The sequence below is a fragment of the Acidimicrobiales bacterium genome, assembly GCA_036378675.1.
GTDB lineage: Bacteria > Actinomycetota > Acidimicrobiia > Acidimicrobiales > Palsa-688 > DASUWA01.
This window is the reverse complement of the sequence record DASUWA010000053.1, coordinates 23,150-43,798: the sequence shown is the minus strand read 5'-3', so window position 1 is coordinate 43,798 and position 20,649 is coordinate 23,150. Positions and strand designations below refer to the sequence as shown.

17 protein-coding genes are annotated in these 20,649 nt (G+C 65.4%); 2 read left to right on the top strand and 15 right to left on the bottom strand.

Annotated features, from left to right (window positions below; all coding sequences use genetic code 11):
* Position 1: 1 nt before the first annotated feature.
* From VFZ97_16520 to VFZ97_16495, 6 genes are all read right to left on the bottom strand, one after another.
* Positions 2-721: a metal-dependent transcriptional regulator gene (locus tag VFZ97_16520; GenBank protein HEX6395039.1), complete on the bottom strand. Its 720-nt coding sequence runs from the start codon at positions 719-721 to the stop codon at positions 2-4.
* Positions 722-763: 42 nt separating this feature from the next.
* Positions 764-1,261, bottom strand: a complete 498-nt coding sequence (locus tag VFZ97_16515) for a DUF4395 domain-containing protein (protein ID HEX6395038.1) — start codon at positions 1,259-1,261, stop codon at positions 764-766.
* A gap of 49 nt (positions 1,262-1,310) precedes the next feature.
* On the bottom strand, positions 1,311-1,796 hold the full coding sequence (locus VFZ97_16510) for an ATP-binding protein (protein HEX6395037.1): 486 nt from the start codon (positions 1,794-1,796) through the stop codon (positions 1,311-1,313).
* Between the two features lie 28 nt (positions 1,797-1,824).
* Positions 1,825-2,163, bottom strand: a complete 339-nt coding sequence (locus tag VFZ97_16505; protein HEX6395036.1) for an STAS domain-containing protein — start codon at positions 2,161-2,163, stop codon at positions 1,825-1,827.
* Positions 2,164-2,242: 79 nt separating this feature from the next.
* Positions 2,243-3,547 (bottom strand): hypothetical protein, encoded by a 1,305-nt coding sequence (locus tag VFZ97_16500; protein ID HEX6395035.1) that lies wholly within the window; start codon positions 3,545-3,547, stop codon positions 2,243-2,245.
* Positions 3,544-4,164: a class E sortase gene (locus VFZ97_16495; protein ID HEX6395034.1), complete on the bottom strand. Its 621-nt coding sequence runs from the start codon at positions 4,162-4,164 to the stop codon at positions 3,544-3,546. Before VFZ97_16495 ends, VFZ97_16500 begins: the two co-directional genes overlap by 4 nt.
* A 152-nt stretch (positions 4,165-4,316) precedes the next feature.
* On the opposite strand from VFZ97_16495, the gene VFZ97_16490 reads away from it, so the two are divergent.
* The gene (locus VFZ97_16490; protein HEX6395033.1) at positions 4,317-5,177 is read left to right on the top strand and encodes an HAD-IB family hydrolase; all 861 of its coding nucleotides are present in this window, start codon (positions 4,317-4,319) and stop codon (positions 5,175-5,177) included.
* Positions 5,178-5,292: 115 nt separating this feature from the next.
* Here VFZ97_16490 and VFZ97_16485 read toward each other — a convergent pair whose 3' ends face one another.
* From VFZ97_16485 to VFZ97_16475, 3 genes are read right to left on the bottom strand one after another with little or no spacing between them, the layout of a single operon-like run.
* Positions 5,293-5,817 (bottom strand): hypothetical protein, encoded by a 525-nt coding sequence (locus VFZ97_16485; GenBank protein ID HEX6395032.1) that lies wholly within the window; start codon positions 5,815-5,817, stop codon positions 5,293-5,295.
* Positions 5,818-5,827: 10 nt separating this feature from the next.
* Positions 5,828-6,490: a TetR/AcrR family transcriptional regulator gene (locus VFZ97_16480; GenBank protein ID HEX6395031.1), complete on the bottom strand. Its 663-nt coding sequence runs from the start codon at positions 6,488-6,490 to the stop codon at positions 5,828-5,830.
* Between the two features lie 33 nt (positions 6,491-6,523).
* Positions 6,524-8,239 carry an NAD+ synthase gene (locus VFZ97_16475; protein ID HEX6395030.1) on the bottom strand — a complete coding sequence of 572 codons (1,716 nt, stop codon included), beginning with the start codon at positions 8,237-8,239 and terminating at the stop codon, positions 6,524-6,526.
* Positions 8,240-8,343: 104 nt separating this feature from the next.
* Here VFZ97_16475 and VFZ97_16470 point away from each other — a divergent pair, with 104 nt between their 5' ends.
* Positions 8,344-11,169 carry a bifunctional [glutamine synthetase] adenylyltransferase/[glutamine synthetase]-adenylyl-L-tyrosine phosphorylase gene (locus VFZ97_16470; GenBank protein ID HEX6395029.1) on the top strand — a complete coding sequence of 942 codons (2,826 nt, stop codon included), beginning with the start codon at positions 8,344-8,346 and terminating at the stop codon, positions 11,167-11,169.
* 23 nt (positions 11,170-11,192) lie between these two features.
* On the opposite strand, the gene mscL is transcribed toward VFZ97_16470, so the two are convergent.
* The 6 genes from mscL to VFZ97_16440 all read right to left on the bottom strand — a co-directional run bounded on the left by mscL (position 11,193) and on the right by VFZ97_16440 (position 20,552).
* Positions 11,193-11,621 carry a large conductance mechanosensitive channel protein MscL gene (mscL, locus tag VFZ97_16465; GenBank protein HEX6395028.1) on the bottom strand — a complete coding sequence of 143 codons (429 nt, stop codon included), beginning with the start codon at positions 11,619-11,621 and terminating at the stop codon, positions 11,193-11,195.
* A 102-nt stretch (positions 11,622-11,723) separates the two neighbouring features.
* Complete coding sequence (locus tag VFZ97_16460) at positions 11,724-12,767, bottom strand: serine/threonine-protein kinase (protein ID HEX6395027.1); 1,044 nt, start codon at positions 12,765-12,767, stop codon at positions 11,724-11,726.
* Complete coding sequence (locus VFZ97_16455; protein HEX6395026.1) at positions 12,764-15,193, bottom strand: transglutaminaseTgpA domain-containing protein; 2,430 nt, start codon at positions 15,191-15,193, stop codon at positions 12,764-12,766. Before VFZ97_16455 ends, VFZ97_16460 begins: the two co-directional genes overlap by 4 nt.
* The gene (locus VFZ97_16450) at positions 15,190-16,326 is read right to left on the bottom strand and encodes a DUF58 domain-containing protein (protein ID HEX6395025.1); all 1,137 of its coding nucleotides are present in this window, start codon (positions 16,324-16,326) and stop codon (positions 15,190-15,192) included. The genes VFZ97_16455 and VFZ97_16450 overlap by 4 nt, the downstream gene beginning before the upstream one ends.
* A gap of 3 nt (positions 16,327-16,329) precedes the next feature.
* Complete coding sequence (locus tag VFZ97_16445) at positions 16,330-17,298, bottom strand: MoxR family ATPase (GenBank protein ID HEX6395024.1); 969 nt, start codon at positions 17,296-17,298, stop codon at positions 16,330-16,332.
* Positions 17,295-20,552, bottom strand: a complete 3,258-nt coding sequence (locus VFZ97_16440) for a fibronectin type III domain-containing protein (GenBank protein ID HEX6395023.1) — start codon at positions 20,550-20,552, stop codon at positions 17,295-17,297. The genes VFZ97_16445 and VFZ97_16440 overlap by 4 nt, the downstream gene beginning before the upstream one ends.
* Between the last annotated feature and the right edge of the window lie 97 nt (positions 20,553-20,649).

Here is a 20,649-nt window from a genome sequence, read left to right as displayed (position 1 = left end):
CTCAGACGGTTTCCTTTCTCCTCTTCTGCTTCACGTTTGTGTTGTTGCTGGTGTCGGGCAGCCGGACCAGGATCTGGCGGGCTACTCGCTCGCCGAGGGTCCGGTCGTGCCCATCGACCGCAACGACCAGTGGGCCGTCGAAAGGGTGCTTCTCTTTGACCTCGACCTCGACGCCGGGCCGCACGCCGAGGCTGTCGAGAAACATCGCCACGTCGGGGTCGGTCGAACCGGGGAGGGCGACGGTCGCTCGCGTTCCCGGTTCGAGGTCGTAGAGGGCCGGCATAGCCGGCAAGGTCTCCGTACCCGTCCCCGGGATCGGGAACCCGTGCGGGCACGTCGCCGGGCGGTCGAGCGCTACGAAAAGCCTGTCCTCGACCTCCTGTGGCAGCTGGTGCTCGAAGGTGGGCGCCAGCCGGTCGGCCTCCGACCAGCTGTAGCCGAGCATGTCGGCGAGAAAGCGCTCGACTATCCGGTGACGGCGAACGACGCTCATGGCCCTTCGCCGGCCTACCTCGGTCAGCTCGACCCCACGGTAGGGGGTATGCACCGCCAGGCCCCGGTCGGCGAGCTTCTTCACGGTTGCGGTCATGGTCCCGGGGGAGACCCTCAGCGAGGTTGCGAGGTCCCCCGTCCGCGCCCCGCCGTCGGAACGAGGATCAGACGTGAGGCGCCAAATTGCCTTCAGTGTCTCGCGTTCGGACTTCGTGAGGGCCGCATCCATGGTTTCGTGGGCGGCGACGGTAGTTTTTTGGGGCCCCGAAAGTCAAGCGGCGGTGGTGCCGTAGCGCCGCCAGATGTCGTTGCATTCCTCGCAAATGGCTTCTGGCACGACGCCGACTTTCATGCCCACCGCGAACATCTTGCAGGCCAAGCAGATGCCGAGGCCGGCCTCGAGGGCAGCGGCGGCGAGCAACACGGAGAGCACCTGCTTGGCGGCTCGCGGTCGTCCGAACCCGTAGTGCAGCAGCAGTGCGGTGGCGGAAAGGGTGAAACCGATGGCCTGGGCAAGTCGCTTCGGGGGTCCGGGCGAGAACCGGTGCACGATCGGAATCTTCGGGGTGACCAACTTGGTCGCGAGCAGACCCAGCGGGCTGAACTTCGGACCGGAGGCCACCCGCGCGGCGAAGCCGTAGGCCAACGGGAAGAGCAGCCACGGCTGGTCGAATGCCAGGGCCGTCCCCGCCATCCCGACAACGCCGCCGGCGACTACCCGGGCGGATGTCTCGTTGACGGGATTCGGAAACGAGAAGAAACCGGCCATGACAAGCCTAAACCCTACCGGGCTGGTCGGGATTAACGGGGCGGTGGGCTCAGCCGTCCTCCGACGTGACCACCCTGAGGATCTCAGAGGTCTGGTCACCCGTTTCGGCTGCCGGGCCACCGAAAAGGGTCATCCACACCGCAGTCCCGGTCTCGCCGGGCTCGAACCGCACGTCGTCGACCAGGTTGCGAATCAGCGGGATTCCCAGCCCCCGCTCGAAGTTCAAACGGTCCGGATCGGTGACAGGCGGATGGTCCGGCAACTGCTCAGGGTCGAACCCGGGGCCAGAGTCGGCGATACAGACCTCGAATCGTTCCGGCGCTTCCCACAGGCTCACCACCACAGGTGCGTCGTGCCCACTCGAGAGGTTGGCCTCGATCGCGTTCGTGCATGCCTCGGAGACCGCCAGCTTCAAGTCGTCGATCCGCTCGTCCGCCAAATTCCGCCTGGCCGCCGCCAGCGACGCCACGACCAGCCGGACTATTGCGATGTATTCCGGCCTGGACGGGATCGACAGCTCTAGCGACAGCTCCATTTGGCGTGCCTAACCGGTCGAGAGCCGCCTAGCTGGCGGTCGCCTCGTCCACGGTGGACGCCATCCTGAACACCGAAGTGAGCCCGGTGATTTCGAACACCTTCAGGATCCGGCTCTGGCTGCACACGATGGAGAGCTCGCCGTCATGGCTGCGCAGCCGCTTCAGGCCGCCGACTAGAACCCCCAGCCCGGTGGAGTCGAGAAAGTCCACGCTTTCAAGGTCCACCACGATCTGGCGGTGACCCTGGCTGACCAGCTCCACCAAGCGCTCCCGCAGACGCGGTGCGCTGTAAACATCGATCTCACCCTTCACGGACAAGACCGTGTAGGGCGCTCGACTTTCGTCTACTTCGAGCCCGAGCTCCATGCAGGTTCCTTCCGGGTTTGAACGTTGACAAAAACCTTAGCGACGGTGGACCGGTCCGTGGAGCGCAGCCGGCGGCGACTCACGTGGATTGGAGTCCCCGCTGATCGATCGCCTGCCGGGCGGCGACGCGGGCGGCCGCTCGTCGGAGCTCGTCGCGGACGTACCACGCGTGGATTGCCAGTGACAGCGCGATGACCGCAAGCGCGATCTCGGCGACCGAGTTGACGTTGCGGACGGGCTTCGGCGGGGGCCGCTCGGAAGTCCCGGTCGCCTCTGCCTGAGCACCGGCGAGCGCTGGATTGTCGGCGTAAGGAAGGTTGGGACTGCCCTGGGTCACACCAGGCTCGCCCTCCGGGGCGTTTGCAGTGGTCGGCGCGCGACCTGCAACGCCCGTCGGGCTGATGAACGACGGCATTACGCCAGCCGCCGGGATGGGCGGGATGAAAATGTGTACGGCTGGCTGGTTCCCGCCTGCGCTTCCTGCGCTTCCGGCATTTCCACCCACGGCGGCGCCCGCCACGCTCGCCACTGCAGTTGCGGGGAGCGACCGGATGACGTGCGCGGCGGAACCGTCCTGCCCGAAACGAAGGGCTTCGACCTGGTACCTCCAGGTGCCGGGCCCGGGGTTATCGGAAAAAGACGGCGGCGACGCGCACGGGTGCCCCGCTCCGGGACCGAAGCCATTGATGCTGCAGGTATAGATGTCCTCGGAGTTGCGAGTGACGAGATAACCGACCAGGTCGGGTTCCGGGCCGGCCTGCCAACGCAGCGTTATCGTCCCGCCTTGTGTGGACGCGCTCAAGTTCGCCGGAACGGCCGGAGCGGCGGCGATCTCGACCTGCGACGGCGTGTAATTCGCCGATGGAGTGCACGAGTTGGTGCTTTGGCCGGCGCACGGGCTCACCTGGTAGGTGCCGTTGAGAACCCACGGATTGCCGTCCGCTCTGTAGTCGATCGACTGTGGCCAGCCCCAGCACAGGCCCCCACCGCACGAAGCCGAGTTGGATACCTGAAGGAGGGTGGGGGGGTTTGCGCTTGGCACCGGCGAGGAGCGGCCGGGCTCGGATACCCACGAAACCTCAACCGCCGTGACGTCCGTGCCGCCGGGGATGTTGACCTGAAGTTGCGATGGGTCGACGCCGCACGCAGCTCCCTGTCTCGGAGGATCACACGGTGATAGAGCTACGTTGAGGGGAGGCGGAGGCGATTGCGGGGTGGTGGTGCTCGTGCCCGACGCGTACGCCGGTCCGGCAGCGGCAACGACGGCCAAGCCGATTGCGGTCATCGGTGCGCCCGCAGCCCAAGCGACCAGTGCGACGCGGCCGAGGATTCGGCGCCGGCGAGCCACCCGGACGCGGAGACCGCCCGAATTGTCCGCGCTCACGTCGCCAGATCCGAGCTGACCATTGCGGCCTTGATGATGAGCCGGTGAGACGCGGAGCCTTTCGGGTGGCACGCGGAGAGGGTGAGCGTGAACTGTCCCGGGGTGTTCGCCACTACCGACCAATCGGTCGGAAGCACCGCGAACGGAGCCTGGCTCACACGGTAGACGCAAGCCCCGATCGGCGTCTTGAGGATGATCTCGTCGCCCGGTGCGAGCCGGTCGATATTGGCGAAGGGCTTCCCGTAGGTGGTCCGGTGACCGGCGATCGCCACGTCGCCCACGTTGCACGGCAGCGGAGTCTCGGGGTAGTGCCCCGCACCCGCCTTCAGAGAGGTTTCGTCGATCCCCTGCACGACCACGACGTTGACGCCGAGCTTGGGTATTTCGATTCGCGTGAGGCTCTGGCCCGACTTCAAAGCTCCTGCCAGGTAGGCCTGCTTGGTGGACGAGGTGCCGAGCTCCTTGCTCAGCTTCCCTTGCAGCCCGTTGTGTACGAAATCGGTGTAAACGGGGAAAGCGAGGAAGACGACGGCTACCAGGACGAGGGCCGCTCCGGCCGCGGAAAGGCCTTTGCGCGCGCCCTGCCGCTGGACCAGCCAGTCCATCAACCTGTCCACGTCGTACCCCTATGTCCCTTCTGTCCGGCCACGTCGCCGCCCCTCAACAAGTTAATTCGACATTTCCGTGCGATTACCTCGCCCCCCGGCTAAAGCCAAATTTCGGCGATACCGACACCGCAGTGGTGGACGGTGACCATAAAGTGCGCGGTATGGAGGCGGCGTTCTTCGACCTCGACAAGACCGTCATCGACCGGGCCTCGATCATGGCGTTTGCCGGTCACTTCCGCAGGGAAGGCCTGGTCAGCAGGCGTGCCCTGGCCAGAGGCGCCTGCAGGCAGCTCGTCTACCGCCACCGGGGAGCGGGCGCCCGCCGGCTCGAGAAGGTTCGCCGCTCCGTGCTGGCGGTAACTCAGGGGTGGGATAGCGGCCAGGTGAGGGGGATCGTTGTCGCGGCCCTCGCCGAAGCGGTCGATCCGATCACTTACGTGGAGGCGCGCGAGCTGATCAGGGATCACATTGCCCGGGGCCGGCGGGTCTATCTGGTCTCGGCGGCTCCGGCTGAGATCGTGGAGCCGATCGCCGAACGGCTAGGGGTGCACGAGGCCGTGGCAAGCGTCGCGGTCGTCGACGATGACGGCCGCTACACCGGCGAACTTCACACCTACGTTTACGGCCCGGCGAAGGCTGACGCACTGTTGGAGATCGCCGAACGAGACGGAATCGATCTCGCCGCCTCGTACGCGTACAGCGACTCCGCTACTGACCTGCCGATGCTCGAGACCGTCGGGCACCCGATCGCAGTGAACCCGGATCGCCACCTTCGCCACGTCGCAGCCGAGCGGGAGTGGGAGGTGCTCAACTTTTCTCAGCTACCGAAGCCGGCAGGTGCCGACGATATTGCGGTGCCGGAGGAGGATGCGGTCGTGGAAGCGGCCGACATGGCCCGCCGGCGCCATGGTCGCCGGCGCGTATTGACGTGGGGCTCGGTTGCGGCTGCCGTGGCCGCCGCCGGCGGGGGCGCGACGGCCATCGCGTGGCGGTCGTATCGTTCACAGCTCGGCGAAGCCTGACGGCTGGGATAACGGCTTGGACATCGGTCGCTCCCCGGCCCAAGTGGGTCGAGAAAATCGATCATGGTCGATTTTCCGTAGCCGGCTGGCAGATAGAGGGCCGACGGAAAGGAAGTTATTCCGCCAGCAAACCCTCGAGCTTCAGGACCGTCGCGGATGCATCCTGAACCGCTTGGCGGTTGGTAAGAAGCGATTGCAGGACTGCTTCGCCCTCGGTCCAGTCCCCGATCACATCGGGACCGACGATGTCGAGGGTGCGAAGGACAGAGGCGTCGGCGACGGGCCCTGCGAGAGCGCGGTGGTTGCGGTACGACACGTGGACGCGGGCCAGGGCGACGCGGAAAAGGCCGGCGAGGCGCGGGACGGTTGGTGGCACGTCAGCCAGGGCGGACACCACGGCGGCGACGGAGGGCCCAGGCGGCGCTACAAGCGCGTCTCGGTCGACATCGTCGAGCACGGGTAGGCGATCCCACCACTGCTCCGCCCGCCACGCGTGATGCTGGCTGTGCCGGTCGAGCATCAGCTTCACCTCCGGCTCAGGAGTTGAAGCCACCCAGCCGCCGGTTATCTCGAACAGGCGCCGCTCGACCCAACAGTGACCGCCGGCGAGGCGCGCGGAGTCCTCGAGTGTGAGCGACACGGTTCGGTCGTTAGGTTTCGGCGGCCGGCGGATGCGGAACCAGACCGCGATGAGCTACCTCGAAGAGCCTGTCGTACACCACGTCGACGGACCCGAAGGGGAACTCGGGCTTGGAGATGACCAGTGAAACCAACCCGTGGATCATCATCCAGAGCATCTTGGTGATCTCGAGCGGATCGTCGTGGGACGCGACCTGCTCGGTCGCGATCGCCGCATCCACATCTTCGGCGACCGGGACGAGACCGGCAGTGTCAGCGAGCCGCTCGTCGACGAATCGGTCGGGAGTGTGATCGGGCCTGCTCATCATCAGGATCCGGTAGTGCTCCGGGTTGGCGAGACCCCAACGCATGTACGCGTAGCCACGCCGGCGGATGCGTTCCCACGGATCGTCCACGCCCTCCGCCGCGTCGGCCATCGCCTGTTCAAGCTGCTCGGCGTGCCGTTCGCAAACCGCGAAGACCAGGTCGTTGCGGTCGGCAAAATGCAGATAGATCGAGGGCGGAGTCACCCCAACGGCGGTAGCTATCGCCCGGATCGATAACGCCGACTGATCGTTCGTCTCGATCAGGATTCGCTCAGCCGCAGCGAGGATCTCGTCCCGCAGCTGCTCTCCTTGTCCCCTCGGGGATCTTGCCCGCCGGGGCACGCTCACGCTGACAGCCGAGACGTTCACCCCAGTAAGTGTACTTGGCAGGAAGCCGGCGGCCTACCGGTACCGGTTGGTAATCGGCATGCGCCGATCGCGTCCGAATGCCTTCGGCGTGACCCTGACACCAGGAGGGTTCTGGCGCCGTTTGTACTCCGCGAGGTCGACGAGGCGAACCACCTGCCTGACTATCTCCGGGTCGTATCCGGCGTCCACGAGCTCCCCGGCTGTGAGATCACCCTCCACGTAGTCCATCAACACCGGGTCGAGCACTTCGTAGGGGGGAAGGCTCTGGTCGTCGCGCTGGTCGTCGCGCAACTCGGCGGACGGTGCTTTGGTGAGGACGTTCTCCGGGATGACCGGCCGCGATCCGTTGGCGTTACGCCACTCACAAAGCCGGTAAACGAGAGTCTTCGGAACGTCCTTGATCACGGCGAACCCGCCGGCGGTGTCACCGTAGAGAGTCGAATAGCCCACGGCCGTCTCGCTCTTGTTGCCGGTGGTGAGGACGAGCCACCCCATCTTGTTGGAGAGTGCCATCAGGAGCACACCGCGGATCCGGCTCTGGAGGTTCTCTTCGGTGAGGTCCTCTGCGCGCTCGGCAAAGCTCGGATGCAGCAAATCAAGGAACGCCGAGTGAACCGATTCGATGGCGATCGACCGAAAGTCGATCCCGAGGTTCGACGCGAGCTGGGCTGCATCGTCCGACGAGGACGCGGATGAGAAGCGAGATGGCATCGTTACGCCGTGAACATGGCTGGAACTAAGGGCGTCGGCGGCGATGGTTGCAACCAGCGAAGAATCGATCCCGCCGGAAAGGCCGATGACCACATCCGAGAATCCGTTCTTCAGGACGTAGTCACGGGTGCCGGTCACCAAGGCCGTGTACACCTCCGCCTCGTGATCCAACGTTTGCGCAAGGGGAAGAGGCAACCGCTCGGACTCGCGCCCATGGCGAGGCTCCGCGGTGACCTCGAGGACCGGTAACGGCGACGAGGTCACCCTTCCTCTCGGATCGAGCAGGCGCTTCCGGTATACGGGCCGGACGTCGATGTCGACGACCGCGATGTCCTCGACGAACTGAGGGAGCGAAGCGATGAGACGGCCGTCGGCGTCGAAGATGAGAGACCCCCCGTCGAACACGAGCTCGTCCTGCCCGCCGACACAGTTGAGGTATACGAGTGCACAGCTGCTGTCTGCGGCGCGCGTCGCGAGCATTTGCTTTCGCTCCTGAACCCGGTCCATGTAGTAGGGGGACGCGTTGATATTGACGATCAGCTCCGCGCCCGCCGCAGCCTGCTTGGCGATCGGCCCTGTCGGGCTCCATGCGTCCTCGCAAACGGAGACCCCAACCCTCACTCCCCCGATGCCGAAAAGCTGCGCTGCCCCGGTTCCCGGCGCGAAGTAGCGCTGTTCGTCAAACACCGCGTAGTTCGGCAGGAGCTGCTTGTGGTACACGCCCCGCACCTCTCCGCGGGCACACACCGCAGCCGCGTTGTACAGGTCCATCTGCTCGTCCACGAAACCGACGACGGCAACGCATCGCTCGGTGGCTGCAGCGACCTTGGCAAGAGCCGCGCAGTTGTCCGCGACGAACCCCGGTTTGAGCAACAAATCCTCCGGCGGGTAGCCGGTTATTGCCAGCTCGGGGAACACGGCAAGGTCGGCGCCGGCGTCCTCAGCTACACCAAGGGCGGCGATGATCCGCTCGGCGTTGCCGCCGAGATCACCGACCACGGGGTCGATTTGCGCCAACGCGAGACGCAGGCGGGTCACCAGATGAGAGTACGTCGGGATCCGGTGTGACCAATATCACCAGCAATCCGATATGACACCGTTTCATAGTGTTCTATGGTAATCCATTGCTAGAGGCTCGGCCGATGTCTCTGCTCGAGTTGCTCCACACTGGTTGCGTGGCCACGTGGACGCCCACGGAACTGGACGAGGTCGAGAGGAGCGCCGACCCGTCCGCGGCTGCGCTGCTGCTCGACCGGGTGGCCACAGCCCATGAAGGCGCCGTCGACCGGATCGCCTCTGACGGGGACCTGCGTGCAGGTTTGGTCGCTATCGCCGCGGCCAGCCCCTGGTTGGGGCGGCTGTGCGTCACCGACGAGTTGGCGATCGAGGTTCTCGCCAACCTCGATCAGCCTGTGGATCTCGAATCGGTGGCCGGCGACGACGGCTACCGCATCGACCGGGCGAAACGGCTGGAGACCCTTCGGATTGCGGCTCGGGACCTGATCGGCCTGGACGGTCTCGAGGCGGTCGGATCCAATCTTGCGTCGCTTGCCGCCGAGGTCCTGGACATCTCCTGTCATGTCGCCGGCGTTGACGAGGACCTCGCCGTCATAGGGATGGGAAAGCTCGGCGGAAGCGAGCTCAACTACTCGAGCGACGTCGATGTCCTGCTCGTCGGCAGCTCGAGGCAACCCGACCTCGGGGACGTCAGGCGGTTCCTGGATCTGGCGAGAAGGGCATGGCGGGTCGACCTCGACCTGCGTCCGGAGGGCCGCGCAGGTTCCCTCGTACGAACCCTCGAGTCCTACGCCGCGTACTGGGATCGATGGGCCGAATCGTGGGAGTTCCAGGCGCTGCTCAAGAGCAGAGCCGTCGCAGGGAATCGCAAGTTGGGTGCGAGGTTCGAGTCGGAAGCAGCTGCCAGGATCTGGGAGCGGCTGCTCGGCTCGGATGATCTCCGGCAGGTCAGGCATCTGAAGAGCCGAGCGGAAGAGGCGATCGACCGGCGGGGACTGGCTGCGCGGGAACTCAAGAGCGGCCGGGGCGGTATCCGCGACATCGAATTCTCGGTTCAGCTCGTGCAGCTGGTGCATGGCCGGGCGGACGCCGACATTCGCTCTCCATCGACGCTTCCGGCTTTGCGTGCACTCGCCGCCGGCGGTTACGTCGATGCGGGCGATGCGGCCTCTCTGGAAAATGCGTATATCTTCCTCAGAACAGTCGAGCACCGGCTTCAACTCGAGGAAGACCAGCAGGTTCACGCGCTGCCGCCTGCAAAGCAGTCCCGTTCCCGTCTCGCCCGGGTGCTCGGATACCGGGACGCTCCCAGCAGGACCGCCCTCGCTGAGTTCGAGGAGGACCTACGCCGGCACCAATTGATCGTCCGTGCGATTCACGAGAGGCTTTTCTTCCGGCCATTGCTCGAGGCGTTCGCGTCCGTGCCGACCCGCGCCGCGGGAACACTGCCGGCCGAAGCTATCGAGACGCGCCTAAAAGCCTTCGGGTTTGCCGACGCAGCACGCACGCACCAGGCGATCAAAGAGTTGACTCGCGGCTTCTCGCGAACTTCCCGGCTCATGAACCAGATGCTCCCAGTCCTGCTCGACTGGCTGTCCGGGGCACCCGACCCGGATCAGGGTCTACTCGGCCTGAGAACGCTGGCTTCGTCACCCCACTGTCGAGACCAGTTGACCACACTTTGCAGAGAGTCACCGGAAGCAGCACGTCAGCTCTGCCAGCTGCTCGGAACCGGACCTCGGTTCACGAGGGACTTTCAGCGTCATCCCGAGCTGCTCGGCGACCTGGGGAGCGGAGAGCTCTTGAGCGACCGTTCACGGGACGAGTTACACACCCGTGCACGAGGGATGCTCGCTTGGAGATCTGGCGAGATCGCAGTTCAGCAAGGACTGCGCGAATTCGGTCGCGTCGAGATGCTTCGGATCGCTGTACGCGACGTACTTGGACTAGCCGACGTGGTGGTGACAGGCAGGTCGCTGTCGGATCTGGCGGAAGCGGTGATCCAGGTCGCCGTGGAAGAGGCGGCACCTCAGATTCCCTTTGCCGTGATCGGCATGGGACGTCTGGGCGGCCGCGAGCTGGCCTACTCGAGCGACTTGGATCTGTTGTTCGTATACGGCAACAAGCCATCAGAAGGCCTTACAGGGGCGACTCCCGGCAGCTCGGATGGGGCGGCCACCGCGGCGACAGCGGAAGGCGCGGCAACGGCCATTGCCCGCATGATCGAGGGCTCTACGCCTCCAAGCGAGATTTACCGGGTCGACACCGCGCTTCGCCCCGAAGGACGGCAGGGTCCTCAAGCCAGAAGCGTCGAAGCGTACGCGGCGTACTACGAGCGGTGGGCGCAGGCCTGGGAACGTCAAGCGCTGCTACGGGGAAGGTTCGTGGCTGGTGATCGAACCGTCGCGGCCGAGTTCGAGTCCCTCGCCAAGACTTTCGTATGGGGACGCCCGTTTGGGGTCGAAGACGTCAGGCAGATTCGTCGCACCAAAGCCCGCGTCGAAAGGGAACGGATCCCGCCCTCCGAAGACCCGGAGTTCCATCTGAAGCTTGGGCCAGGGGCATTGGCTGACATCGAATGGACCGTGCAGCTTCTGCAGTTGCAGCACCGGGTGAGCTCGCCGGGAACGATGGAAGCGCTAAGTCTGCTTGTCGACAAAGGCGCAGTCAGCCGCGACGACGGCAACGTGCTGATGGACGCGTATCGCTTTTGCGAGCAGACCCGCAACCGGCTCGGCCTGATCCGCGACATTCCGGGCGAGTCGCTGCCGAGCGCAGGACATCAGCTCACCACACTGGCGCGCAGCTTCGGAACCACCGCGACCGGGCTGCGCGACGACTACCGACGCAGGACGAGGCGGGCGAGACGTGTCGTAGAGAAGCTGTTCTACGGGCGCGGCACCGAAGCCGCCGTGCCACCATCAGCCCGCGCGGATGAATCGGGTTCGTGACTAAATCGTTGACTACTAGATGACTAAGTGACGGCTCCGACTTCGGCAGTGCAGAAGGCACACCGAATCGCGGCCTTGGGTATCTCGCTGAGGCACTGAGGGCACGCCCGGTCGGAGCTTTCCGGATCGGCGTGCGATCGCCGGCGATTCAAAAGCGTTCGCATCGGACGTACCACGGCAAAGAAGACAACGGCCGCGACGACAACGAAGGTGATCAGGTCGGTGATCAGCGCGCCGTACCTGAAGACGGCACCTCCCGCGCTGACGGTCAGGTTCGAGAAGTCGACTTTCTTAGTGCCCGGTATCGCAAGGAGCGACAAGATCAGGTTGACCACGTCCTTGACGATCGCGCCGAAGAACTGGGCGATGATCACTGCCACGGCAAGGTCGATCACGTTGCCCTGCATGACGAAATCTTCGAACTCGGCCAACGCGCTCTTCTTTTCGGCCATTCATGCCTCCTCTTGGGCGGTATGGCGTCAGCTTCGACGCCTTGCGGCGAACATCACCGCTTCGATGACCCTAAGAAACTGCCACGACCGCGGCAGCGATTGCTACGAGCTGCGCGGCGGCCGGTCCATGCTTCCTCGCCGGGAGCCCTCGGGGAGGACGACGTTGCGGTCACCTTCCTGGGGTTGAGTCACCCCACGGCGGTTGCGTCGCCATGATCGCTGGGGGGATCGCGCCGCCGATAGATCATCCGCGTCGGCCGACGGCGCCGCAGGCTGCGAGGGGCTCGGTTGGCGTGCCGGCGCGACGGCGACGGTCCATCCTTCTTGAGCCGCCGCTTCGCGCAACAGGTCCGCAAAGGCGGCGGCGCTCGGCGGTCTGGCGGCCGGGGACTTCTCCAACCCCGCTGCCAGGATTTCAGCGAGCCTAAAGGGCACGTCGGCAGGCAGCGGCGCGACCGGATCCCGAAGTATCCGAAGCACGACCGAGATCGGCGGCTCTTCGTCGAACGGTTGGAACGGGGCTCTGCCGCTCAGCAGTTGGTACATGGTCGACGCCAGGCCGTATACATCTGTTGCCGGCGTCACGGCGTGACCTTCAAACTTCTCTGGCGGCGAGTGAAAGGCGGTAAACACCCCTCCGCCCGCCATCGTCCTTACCGAGAGGTGAAGCGACGACTCGCCCGGATCCGAAAGCGCCGGCTCGCCCATGAGGGTCGACAAAATGTTCTGAGGCTTGACGTTCTGGTGGGCAAAACCCCACTCATGCATCGCCGCCAATCCGCTCGCGATCTTGATTCCGACGCCTGCCGTTTCCTGAGCGCTCAGCGGTCCGCTCTCGCCGATCACCTGGGCCAGCGACTGCCCGCACAGATCCATCACCACCACCGGCCGGTCGTCGGGAGTCGACCCGACACGGCGGGGAATCAGCACGTTCGGGTGATCGACCCGACCCAGGTCCTTGATCTCGCGCGAGAGGATTTCCAAGACCCCGGCATCGGTTTCGAAGATCTTCAGAGCCACCGGTTGGCCGGTCTCGTTCTCCACTGCCCCGTAAACATTGGCGAAGGGTCCGCTGCCGATGTCGCTGAGACCGGAGTAGTCGGACAGGATGTCCTGAAAGCCGGCACCTCGCCTTCTGCGTCTCATCGGTCGGGCCGCCTCGGGCTCGAGCCGACGGCCATGAGAGCTCTCGCCCTCTGGCGCCGGTCCAAGCCGTCGAGGATCTCACGGGTCAGGTCGCGCTGTGCGCTCCAAACCCGCACCGCATCGTCGAAGGTCGGCGGGTTCTGCGTGGAGTAGAGACTGCGGTCGGCGACCTCCGCTACTTCCGCTACCTGCTGACGTATTACCGCGCCGAAGTGTGCGGCAGCTTCGGTTGCTATCTCCGCGCTCGTCGACGATCGAGGCACTTGCATCCCCGCTCGGTCGAGCCCGTCGAGCAGCTCGAGCCAGGCTCCTGCGGCAAGCAAGGTCGGGTCGGTGGAGTGGCGGGCGCGCCTGCGAAGCCGCCGACGGATCCCGGACTGGCCGGGTCCTCCCACGAGCAAGACCACAACCGCGGCTCCCGCAGCGATCAGAGAGATCAACCAGGCGGGGAAACCCGAGCCGGAGTGAATATGGATCCGGGCTGGTTTGGCGATCGCGTGGCCCCCCGTCGTTGCGTTCTTAGGGACAGCGATGGCCTTGTTCGGGACAGTTGTCGGCGTTGCCTGCGCCTCCTCCGGTGGAGGGGCCGCGACTCCCGTGACGGCATCGGGAGTTGGGTCGGCGGCCACCCAGCCGATACCTGACACTGGGATCTCGACCCAAGTCCAGGCTTGCCGGTTGTCGACCTGGTACGCGCCGGCGGGCACCGTCTCGCGCGCTGATCCGGACGCGACACGGAAGCCCGTGGCGATCCTCGCCGGTACACCGAGGTCGCGGGCTACCAGTGCCATGAACGTTGCGAACTGTTCCGGAGTCGCGCTCCGGTTGATCGTCACCGCGTTGATCACCTCTGAGAGCGAAGTACCTTCCAGGTGCCCCGCGCTCGACCCAGCAACTGTCGAGGATGAAACAGGAACCGACGTTGAACTTTGTCCCGGTTGGCTTCCTGTCGGTGAGATGGGAGCGTACGGGCTCAGCCTGCGCTCCTGCGTGTGCAAGGCAAGGAGCATCCGCTGCAAGAACGCCGCGGTCGGAGCCGGGCGAGCCCCCGTGACGTTCGCGACGAACCGAATTGCGGTCTCCAGTGCGGTGCTGCTGTCAGGGGGAATAGCCAGGTCGGGCGAGGCCGTGCCGGGGGGCGTTCCTGCTGCGACTGCGATCCCGTCCGCGGTCGGCACCCCCGCCAGAGTGGTGGCTGGAACTTCGGAAACGACACGGAAGGTCGATCCCCGACCCGGGCGGACCGGAAGGATCATGCCAGTGGAGGCGTCGACAACGGCCGGCGATCCCCGTACCGAAACCGGACGGTCGAGAGCGGGTAACAACGCGAAGGGCAACGCCGACTCCACCGCTTCGCTCGCCTCGACGGTCTGGCCGCCGATCAGCGGCACGCCGCCGGGGGGTGCCGGGATCCGCTCGCCGGTCGGCTTGAAGGTGGCATTGAACGTCCACTGGGAGCCGTCGAAGTTGTCGAGCAACGCGGCGCTGAGATACCCGGGTGCGGGGCGATCCGTGACGATCCGCATTACGGGGAACGGGTGGAGGCTCGGATCGCCGTCTCTCATCGAGGACGTCGCTCCGACCGGGTCATCGATCACCGATGCTGCAACCGGCGGGGCCTTGTTCAGGGTGGCCGGCTTGCCCGACAGCACATCAGTGCCAGCCACGATCAGCGTCAGAACCACCGCCAGCGCTACCGTGGCGGCGATCGATCCCTCGATCAGGAGCCGGCGCGCCGGTGGAGACACCGCAGCGTCGTCCGGGTCAAAGCCCCCGAAATCCGGGGGAGCGGCCGACGCGACTACCGAAGATCCAAGAAGGTCGTGGCGAGCGAGGGCAACGAACACCAGCCCGACGAGGAGCAGGCCGCCCGCCACACGATCACGGCCAGGCGCGGAAGCCGTGACGGCATACCCGAAGACGAAGAGCACCACCGGCACTACGAGTGCGACATCACCTAGTGCACTTCGCCGCGACGCTCTGTAAACCAGCTCGGCACACGTTGCTCCGCAAAGCCAGGTCAGAACGATTACGGGGGCCAACATGGAAACGGGCCCATTGAGCGGAAGTGTTTCGGTGATCAGACGATCGGGAACGTCGGCCAGCGCGTGCAAAACGGAACCGACGTGCAATCCGGTACCGGCCACCAGCAGCACGACCAGTCCAGCCGCAGATACGCCGTAGGACACAGCAACTGGACGGCGAAGCCTGCCGGCGACGGTCGCGGTTACGGCGACGGACAGCACCGCCGCCAACAGCGGCAAGGCGACCGCTCCCCCAATCCGGAAGGCGTGTACCCAGGGCAATGCGGCCGCGAAGGTCGCCAGCGACAGGCCGGACGGAATTGCGACGTTCGACCACGGGATCGATGACAACGCGGCGTTCAAACGTCTCTCGCGCTGCTCGCCCGTGACCGCGCCTGTCATCGTGCGATCCGGGTGTTCCAAGTGCGAGCCAGCTCATCGGCGGTCGAGGCGGCAATCACCGTCAAGCCTGGATGGACCGGCACCCGGATTTGGCGAGGGTCCATGGTTATCGCCACCACCCGGTCAAAGCGCCTTCGAAGGGCAGCGACGGAGGGCAGGACCCCGGGATCGAGGATCCCCGTCACGACGACCATCGCCGTTCCTCCCCGATCCCTCCGCAGAAGGAGCAGCTCACTGTCCAACGACCCAGCAGACGACGGCTTCACCTCGGTGAGGTAATCGATCAGCGCGGTGGGGTCAGGTTGGAACGGGCCGCCAAGGCGGTCGCCAGTGGTGAGCCGCAACTGCACCGGGGCCTTGCCCGTTGACAACGACGTGAGCACCGACGCCGACACGTCCACCGCCTCCTCGAAGGTCTCTTCCGAATAGCGGTCCGGATCGAGGTCGAGAAGCACAACGGTGTACGGCTGGGCGGTGTCGACGTTGTGTCGGACCATTAGCTTCCCGGTCTTGGCCGTGGAAGGCCAATGCACCTTTCGCAGTTCGTCGCCCACCACGTACTCGCGTATCCGATGGAACGTGATCGACCCTTGTGGGGATATGTCGCTCGACGGGCCTTCGAGATTCAGCGAAGCGCCGGTCTTGAGAGCCTTGAGGGGGAGAAGCCGCGGATGGACCTCGATGCGCTGCGGAACTCCCATCTGCTGCACCGTCCGGCAGAGACCGAACGGATCCGCTCTGGGGACCTCGACCGGCCCGATGTCGAAAATCCCTCGCCGGGAGGTAGGCAGCCGGTATGTCCGCATCCCCTGCTCGCCGCGACGCAGCCGCGGGAGGAACGCGCGCATGGTCACGTCGCCAAGCCGCTGGTCGAAGGGAACGGGAGCCAGCGTTCTCCGCGACAGGTTCGTGGCGTGAATCAAAGCGATTGCAGGCGACCCCTTCTGAACTTTCGGAGGCTCGATTGCACGGACTATGGCGAGCCGGGGCCGCCTAAGGACGTGGCCGAGCGAGGCGCCTACGAGTACGAGGATCCCGACACCGAGCACGACCACCGATGGCCATTTCGCGAGCCATCCGGTGGCCGTGAGTCCAGCACCGACGAGCGCCGCGCCTATCCCGAGCCGGGTCACAGGTCACCGAACCAGTGTGCGCGGCACCGGAACGGCCTGCAGCGCCCTGGCTACCACGTCTTCGGGAGTTCGCCCCTGGATCTCGGCGTCCGGGCGGAGAATCACTCGATGGGCGAGGGTCGGCGTCGCCACTGCTTTGACGTCGTCGGGGGTTACGTACGACCTACCCGCGCACGCGGCCGCAACCCTCGCAGCACGCAGCATGGCGAGGCTGCCTCGCGGTGAAACCCCGAGCCGGACCTCGGGCAGAGCGCGCGTATGCGCACAGACCGCCACGATGTAATTCTCGATGGCCGGAGCTACCTCGACGTTCCGCTTGACGAACTCGATCATCTCCAGCAGTTCGTCCCCGGTCATGACCGACGGCAGGTGGGCGACCGTGGCTTCATCCCTTTCCGTGCGCAGGACCTGCGCCTCCGCCTCGGGCCCCGGGTAGCCGACATGGAGCCGCATCATGAACCGGTCCAGCTGAGCCTCGGGCAGGACATAAGTGCCTTCGAGGTCGATGGGGTTCTGGGTCGCGACGACAACGAACGGCCTCGGTACCCGGTAAACGGTCGCATCGGTAGTGACGGTCTGCTCCTGCATCACCTCGAGGAGAGCGGACTGGGTCTTCGGTGAAGCGCGGTTGATCTCGTCACCGAGCACGATGTTGGCGAAAACCGGTCCAGGTCTGAAGCTGAACGTAGACGTCGCCTGATCGAACACCGATACTCCGGTCACGTCGGTGGGCAACAGGTCCGGTGTGAATTGGATCCTGTTCCAGGTCAAGGCCATCGATGCGGCGATGGCTCGCGCCAGCGACGTTTTGCCCACGCCTGGGACGTCTTCGATGAGCAAGTGCCCTTCGGCCAGCACACAAGCGATCGCCGAACGCACTACCTGATCCTTGCCGTGCATCACCCGGGACACGTTGGCCACCAGCCGATCCACGCCTTGGACAAAGTCGTTCATCTCAGGGCTGGTGGTCACATCGTCCTCTTGCGTTTTCCCTTGTCGGCGGTGGAGCGGCTCCTCGCTCTGCGCCGGAAGCACCATGCCACAACGAGAAGCCCGGCTGCCGTGGAAGTCGCTGCACCAGTCTTCCCGGCGGAGGTCGGCGGTGGCGGGATGGTCCCAGTTGCCGCTTTCGTGGTTGTCGATGTGGTGGTCGTCGATGGGGTTGTCGTCGTGGTGGTCGGTGGCGGTTTGGGAGTTCCCTGTGGCGTGCCTGCATCGTCGATCGACGTAGACCCGAGGTACGTCCACGAGACAGAGACGTCTACGTTCGTCGCGTCGAGGCACGCGGACGGCAGGCTGAGCGTGTACGGGAACGATGGTGGCGTCTGCAGGGCGGTGGAGGAGGCGCACAGATCCGCCAATCCCCCGCCCCCGGAACCGTGAGTCTTGGTCGTTATCTTCCAATCACCGCCCCGGTCGAAGGTCTTCGTTCCCGGCGCCTGGATCTCTATCTGCTGCGGGAGACAGAAGCTCTGCTGACACGGTTGGGGAATCGCCGCGATGAAGCTGTACTGGGGTTGGGTCCCGATCGTGAACGGTGCGGTCAACGGGTCGGACGGGCGGCCGTATACCGACGAATCCTGGTCCGACAGTGTCGCAGTGAGATGACACGAACCGCCCATCGAGACGAGGTCCATGGTCACGTTGAGCACCCCGTTGCTGAGCGGTCCGCCGAACTGCGGGCCTTGGGTGCTCCCACAGACATAGAAGCCCGACGCGGACATCTGTCCGGGCGGAACGTTCGCGAAGGCGAGCTGAAGGTTTCCCTGGTTGGGGTTTGGTTCGTCGACGGATGGTTGGATGCTCACAGATAAGTTCGACGGCCAGGACAGGTTCTTCGAGAACGGTTGGCCGGTCACCGTCACCGATGCCTGCGGTTGACCGGTCGGGTAGACGGCCACGGACGGCACATAGGTCTGTCCGGCGGCAAGCCCGGGGACGGTCACCGACGTCGCGGCGGTAGGACCGACAGTGTTTCCGCCGACTTTGTAGATGAACTGCGTGCTGGTGCTCCCGAAAGCCTCGACCGCGGGCTCCGAGGTCGACACCCTCAACGTTGCCGTAATGGTCTGACCGTTCTGCACACCCGACCCACTCACAGAGATGAAGTTGCGGTCGGGTGGCCGCCACGCTTCTGTGCACCCATGATCGGGAGTCGCGCCACCCAGAAGACCTGATGCGAGGCTCCCCTGAACGCTGAAAGTCAGGGAATCGCCGAGCAGTCCGAGGCTGTCGGCATTGATCACGACACTTGTCTGGTTCCCCGGCACTTGCACGGTGGGCGGCGGCTGGCCGACATACGAAGCGCCGCATGCCGAGCCGATGATGTTCCAGGTGTCCGCGGGGACGTAGCAGTTGGAAGCGGTACACGGCGTCCACGAGACCACCCAGTCTCCGCTTCCGTCAGAAGCTGTGGACACCGACACTGGCGCGTCCGGTCCTCGTGCCGCCGTGGTGAACGAGGTCGGGCTGGACGGCGTCGATTGGGCGTTGATGTATGCGGTGACGACCACCTCGTACGTGGTCGCGGGTCGGAGCCCGGTGAACAGAAGTTGGTTCTGCCCGTTGACGAACTGAACAGGTTGGTCCGGTTGGTGCGCTCCGCCGAGAGCCGTCACTCTCGCCGACCACGAAGTCGGTTCACAGTCGGTTTGGTCGAGCAACTCGTACGACCAAGCGATCAACGCCGTGGCGGACGAGACAGTGACCGAAGTTACCTGTGGCGCGTATGGCTTTTGGGTCGTCGTCGCGCAGGTGACCTGCTTGCTCACCGGCTGCACGACCGGTACCTGACCCGGTGCTGCGACCGTTGTCGGCGAGGTGTTCGTAGCGCCCGGTTGCGGGGCGATCCCCAGGTCTGCGGGACCGGTAGCGCTCACCGTCACCGCCGCGCTCTTGTCGACGACCACGGGCGAATGGGTCCGGTCGGTGAAGACGACGACCGCCAAGAGGCTTCCGGGATTGTTGAACACCACCCTGGGACCCTCGACTACCACCTGCGCACCATCGAAGCTGGCTTTCTCCGTCGGTCCTCTGGCGGGATAGTCGGATTGGCCCTGCACCGGCACCATGGCGCCCGTGTCCGGGAAGATTCGCCAGAGTTCGGGCTGCCCTGTCGCAGCTTGGTCCATGGTGTAAAGCACACCGGCGGAGACAGCCGGAGTGGACGGCCGCGACGCGGGCCCGAAGTGCTCCAGCGGGACCGGACCGCTCGTCCTGCCAGACGGACGAATGCCGACGACCGACCAACCCGTGGTGGAGTCAAACAGGAACCAGATCTCGCCTGTCGCGCCAGTCACCGGCAGGAAGTCGTTCGCGCGCGTGTCGGGCGGAATGATCACGGCCCGGCCCGACGCCGGCGCTCCAGCGGTAAACAACCTGATCCCACCTGGAGTTGCCACTGCAACGGCGTCGGGGATCGCCTCGACCGCGGCCCTGGCACACGAGACGGAAAAAGACGCACGGGTGGACGCAAGAAGGCCCTGCCGTGCGCTCGGGGCCTGGTGTAGCTGCAGCAGGTCGCAGCCTGTGCCTCGTCCGACCAGGACCCACAAGTCTCCCGACGTGGGCTGTACCGCCGCTGACCCCGGCTGATCGAGCACTGGCCCGCCCAGATCGGCGAAGCCCTTCGGAGTGACGTCACTCGGCTGGCGGAGCGTCCCCCTTTCGAGTCTTGCGCCGGCAAGAACGGTGGATTCGTCTACCAACGAGACGGTGCTCTTCGATGCGAAACGCACTATGTACGCAGCCGGCCCGACCGGCATGGCGAGCGCTCCGTTCAACCCGGAGAGAGCACCCAAGCCAACACCGGGGCCCGCCGCGTCAACGACGTAGTTGTCATGGCCTAACAGGTTGAAGGTTCCGCTCCTGCGATCGACAAGCATTGTTCCAACGGACACTGGAACCGCCTGTACGTCACCGTAGGAAGACGCACCGACCTGGGTGTCGATCCCCTGGAGCCGGACGGTGACCTTGCCGGAGGCCACATCGATAACGGTCAGAGGCCGCTGATCCTCGAGGACGAGCGAACCCCCAAAGATCCTCGGATGAGCAGCCGAGGCGACACTTCGGGCGGCGCCGGCCCACAAGAGCCCGCCCAGAAGCGCCCCAACAACGGCAATACCGGCAACTGAACCACTCAGTCCGAATCCGGGAGACGAGCGCGCCCCACCAGACGGTTGACCAAACCTGACGCCGGCCTCGCTCGATTCTGTTGGGGTCGTCACCTCTACTCGCCTGGGCGCGTCTTCCCTCTGATCCTCAAACGCCTCTGACTCTCAAACGGTAGCCTGCCCATCCCTCGGCGAGACGGGTAGGGTACGT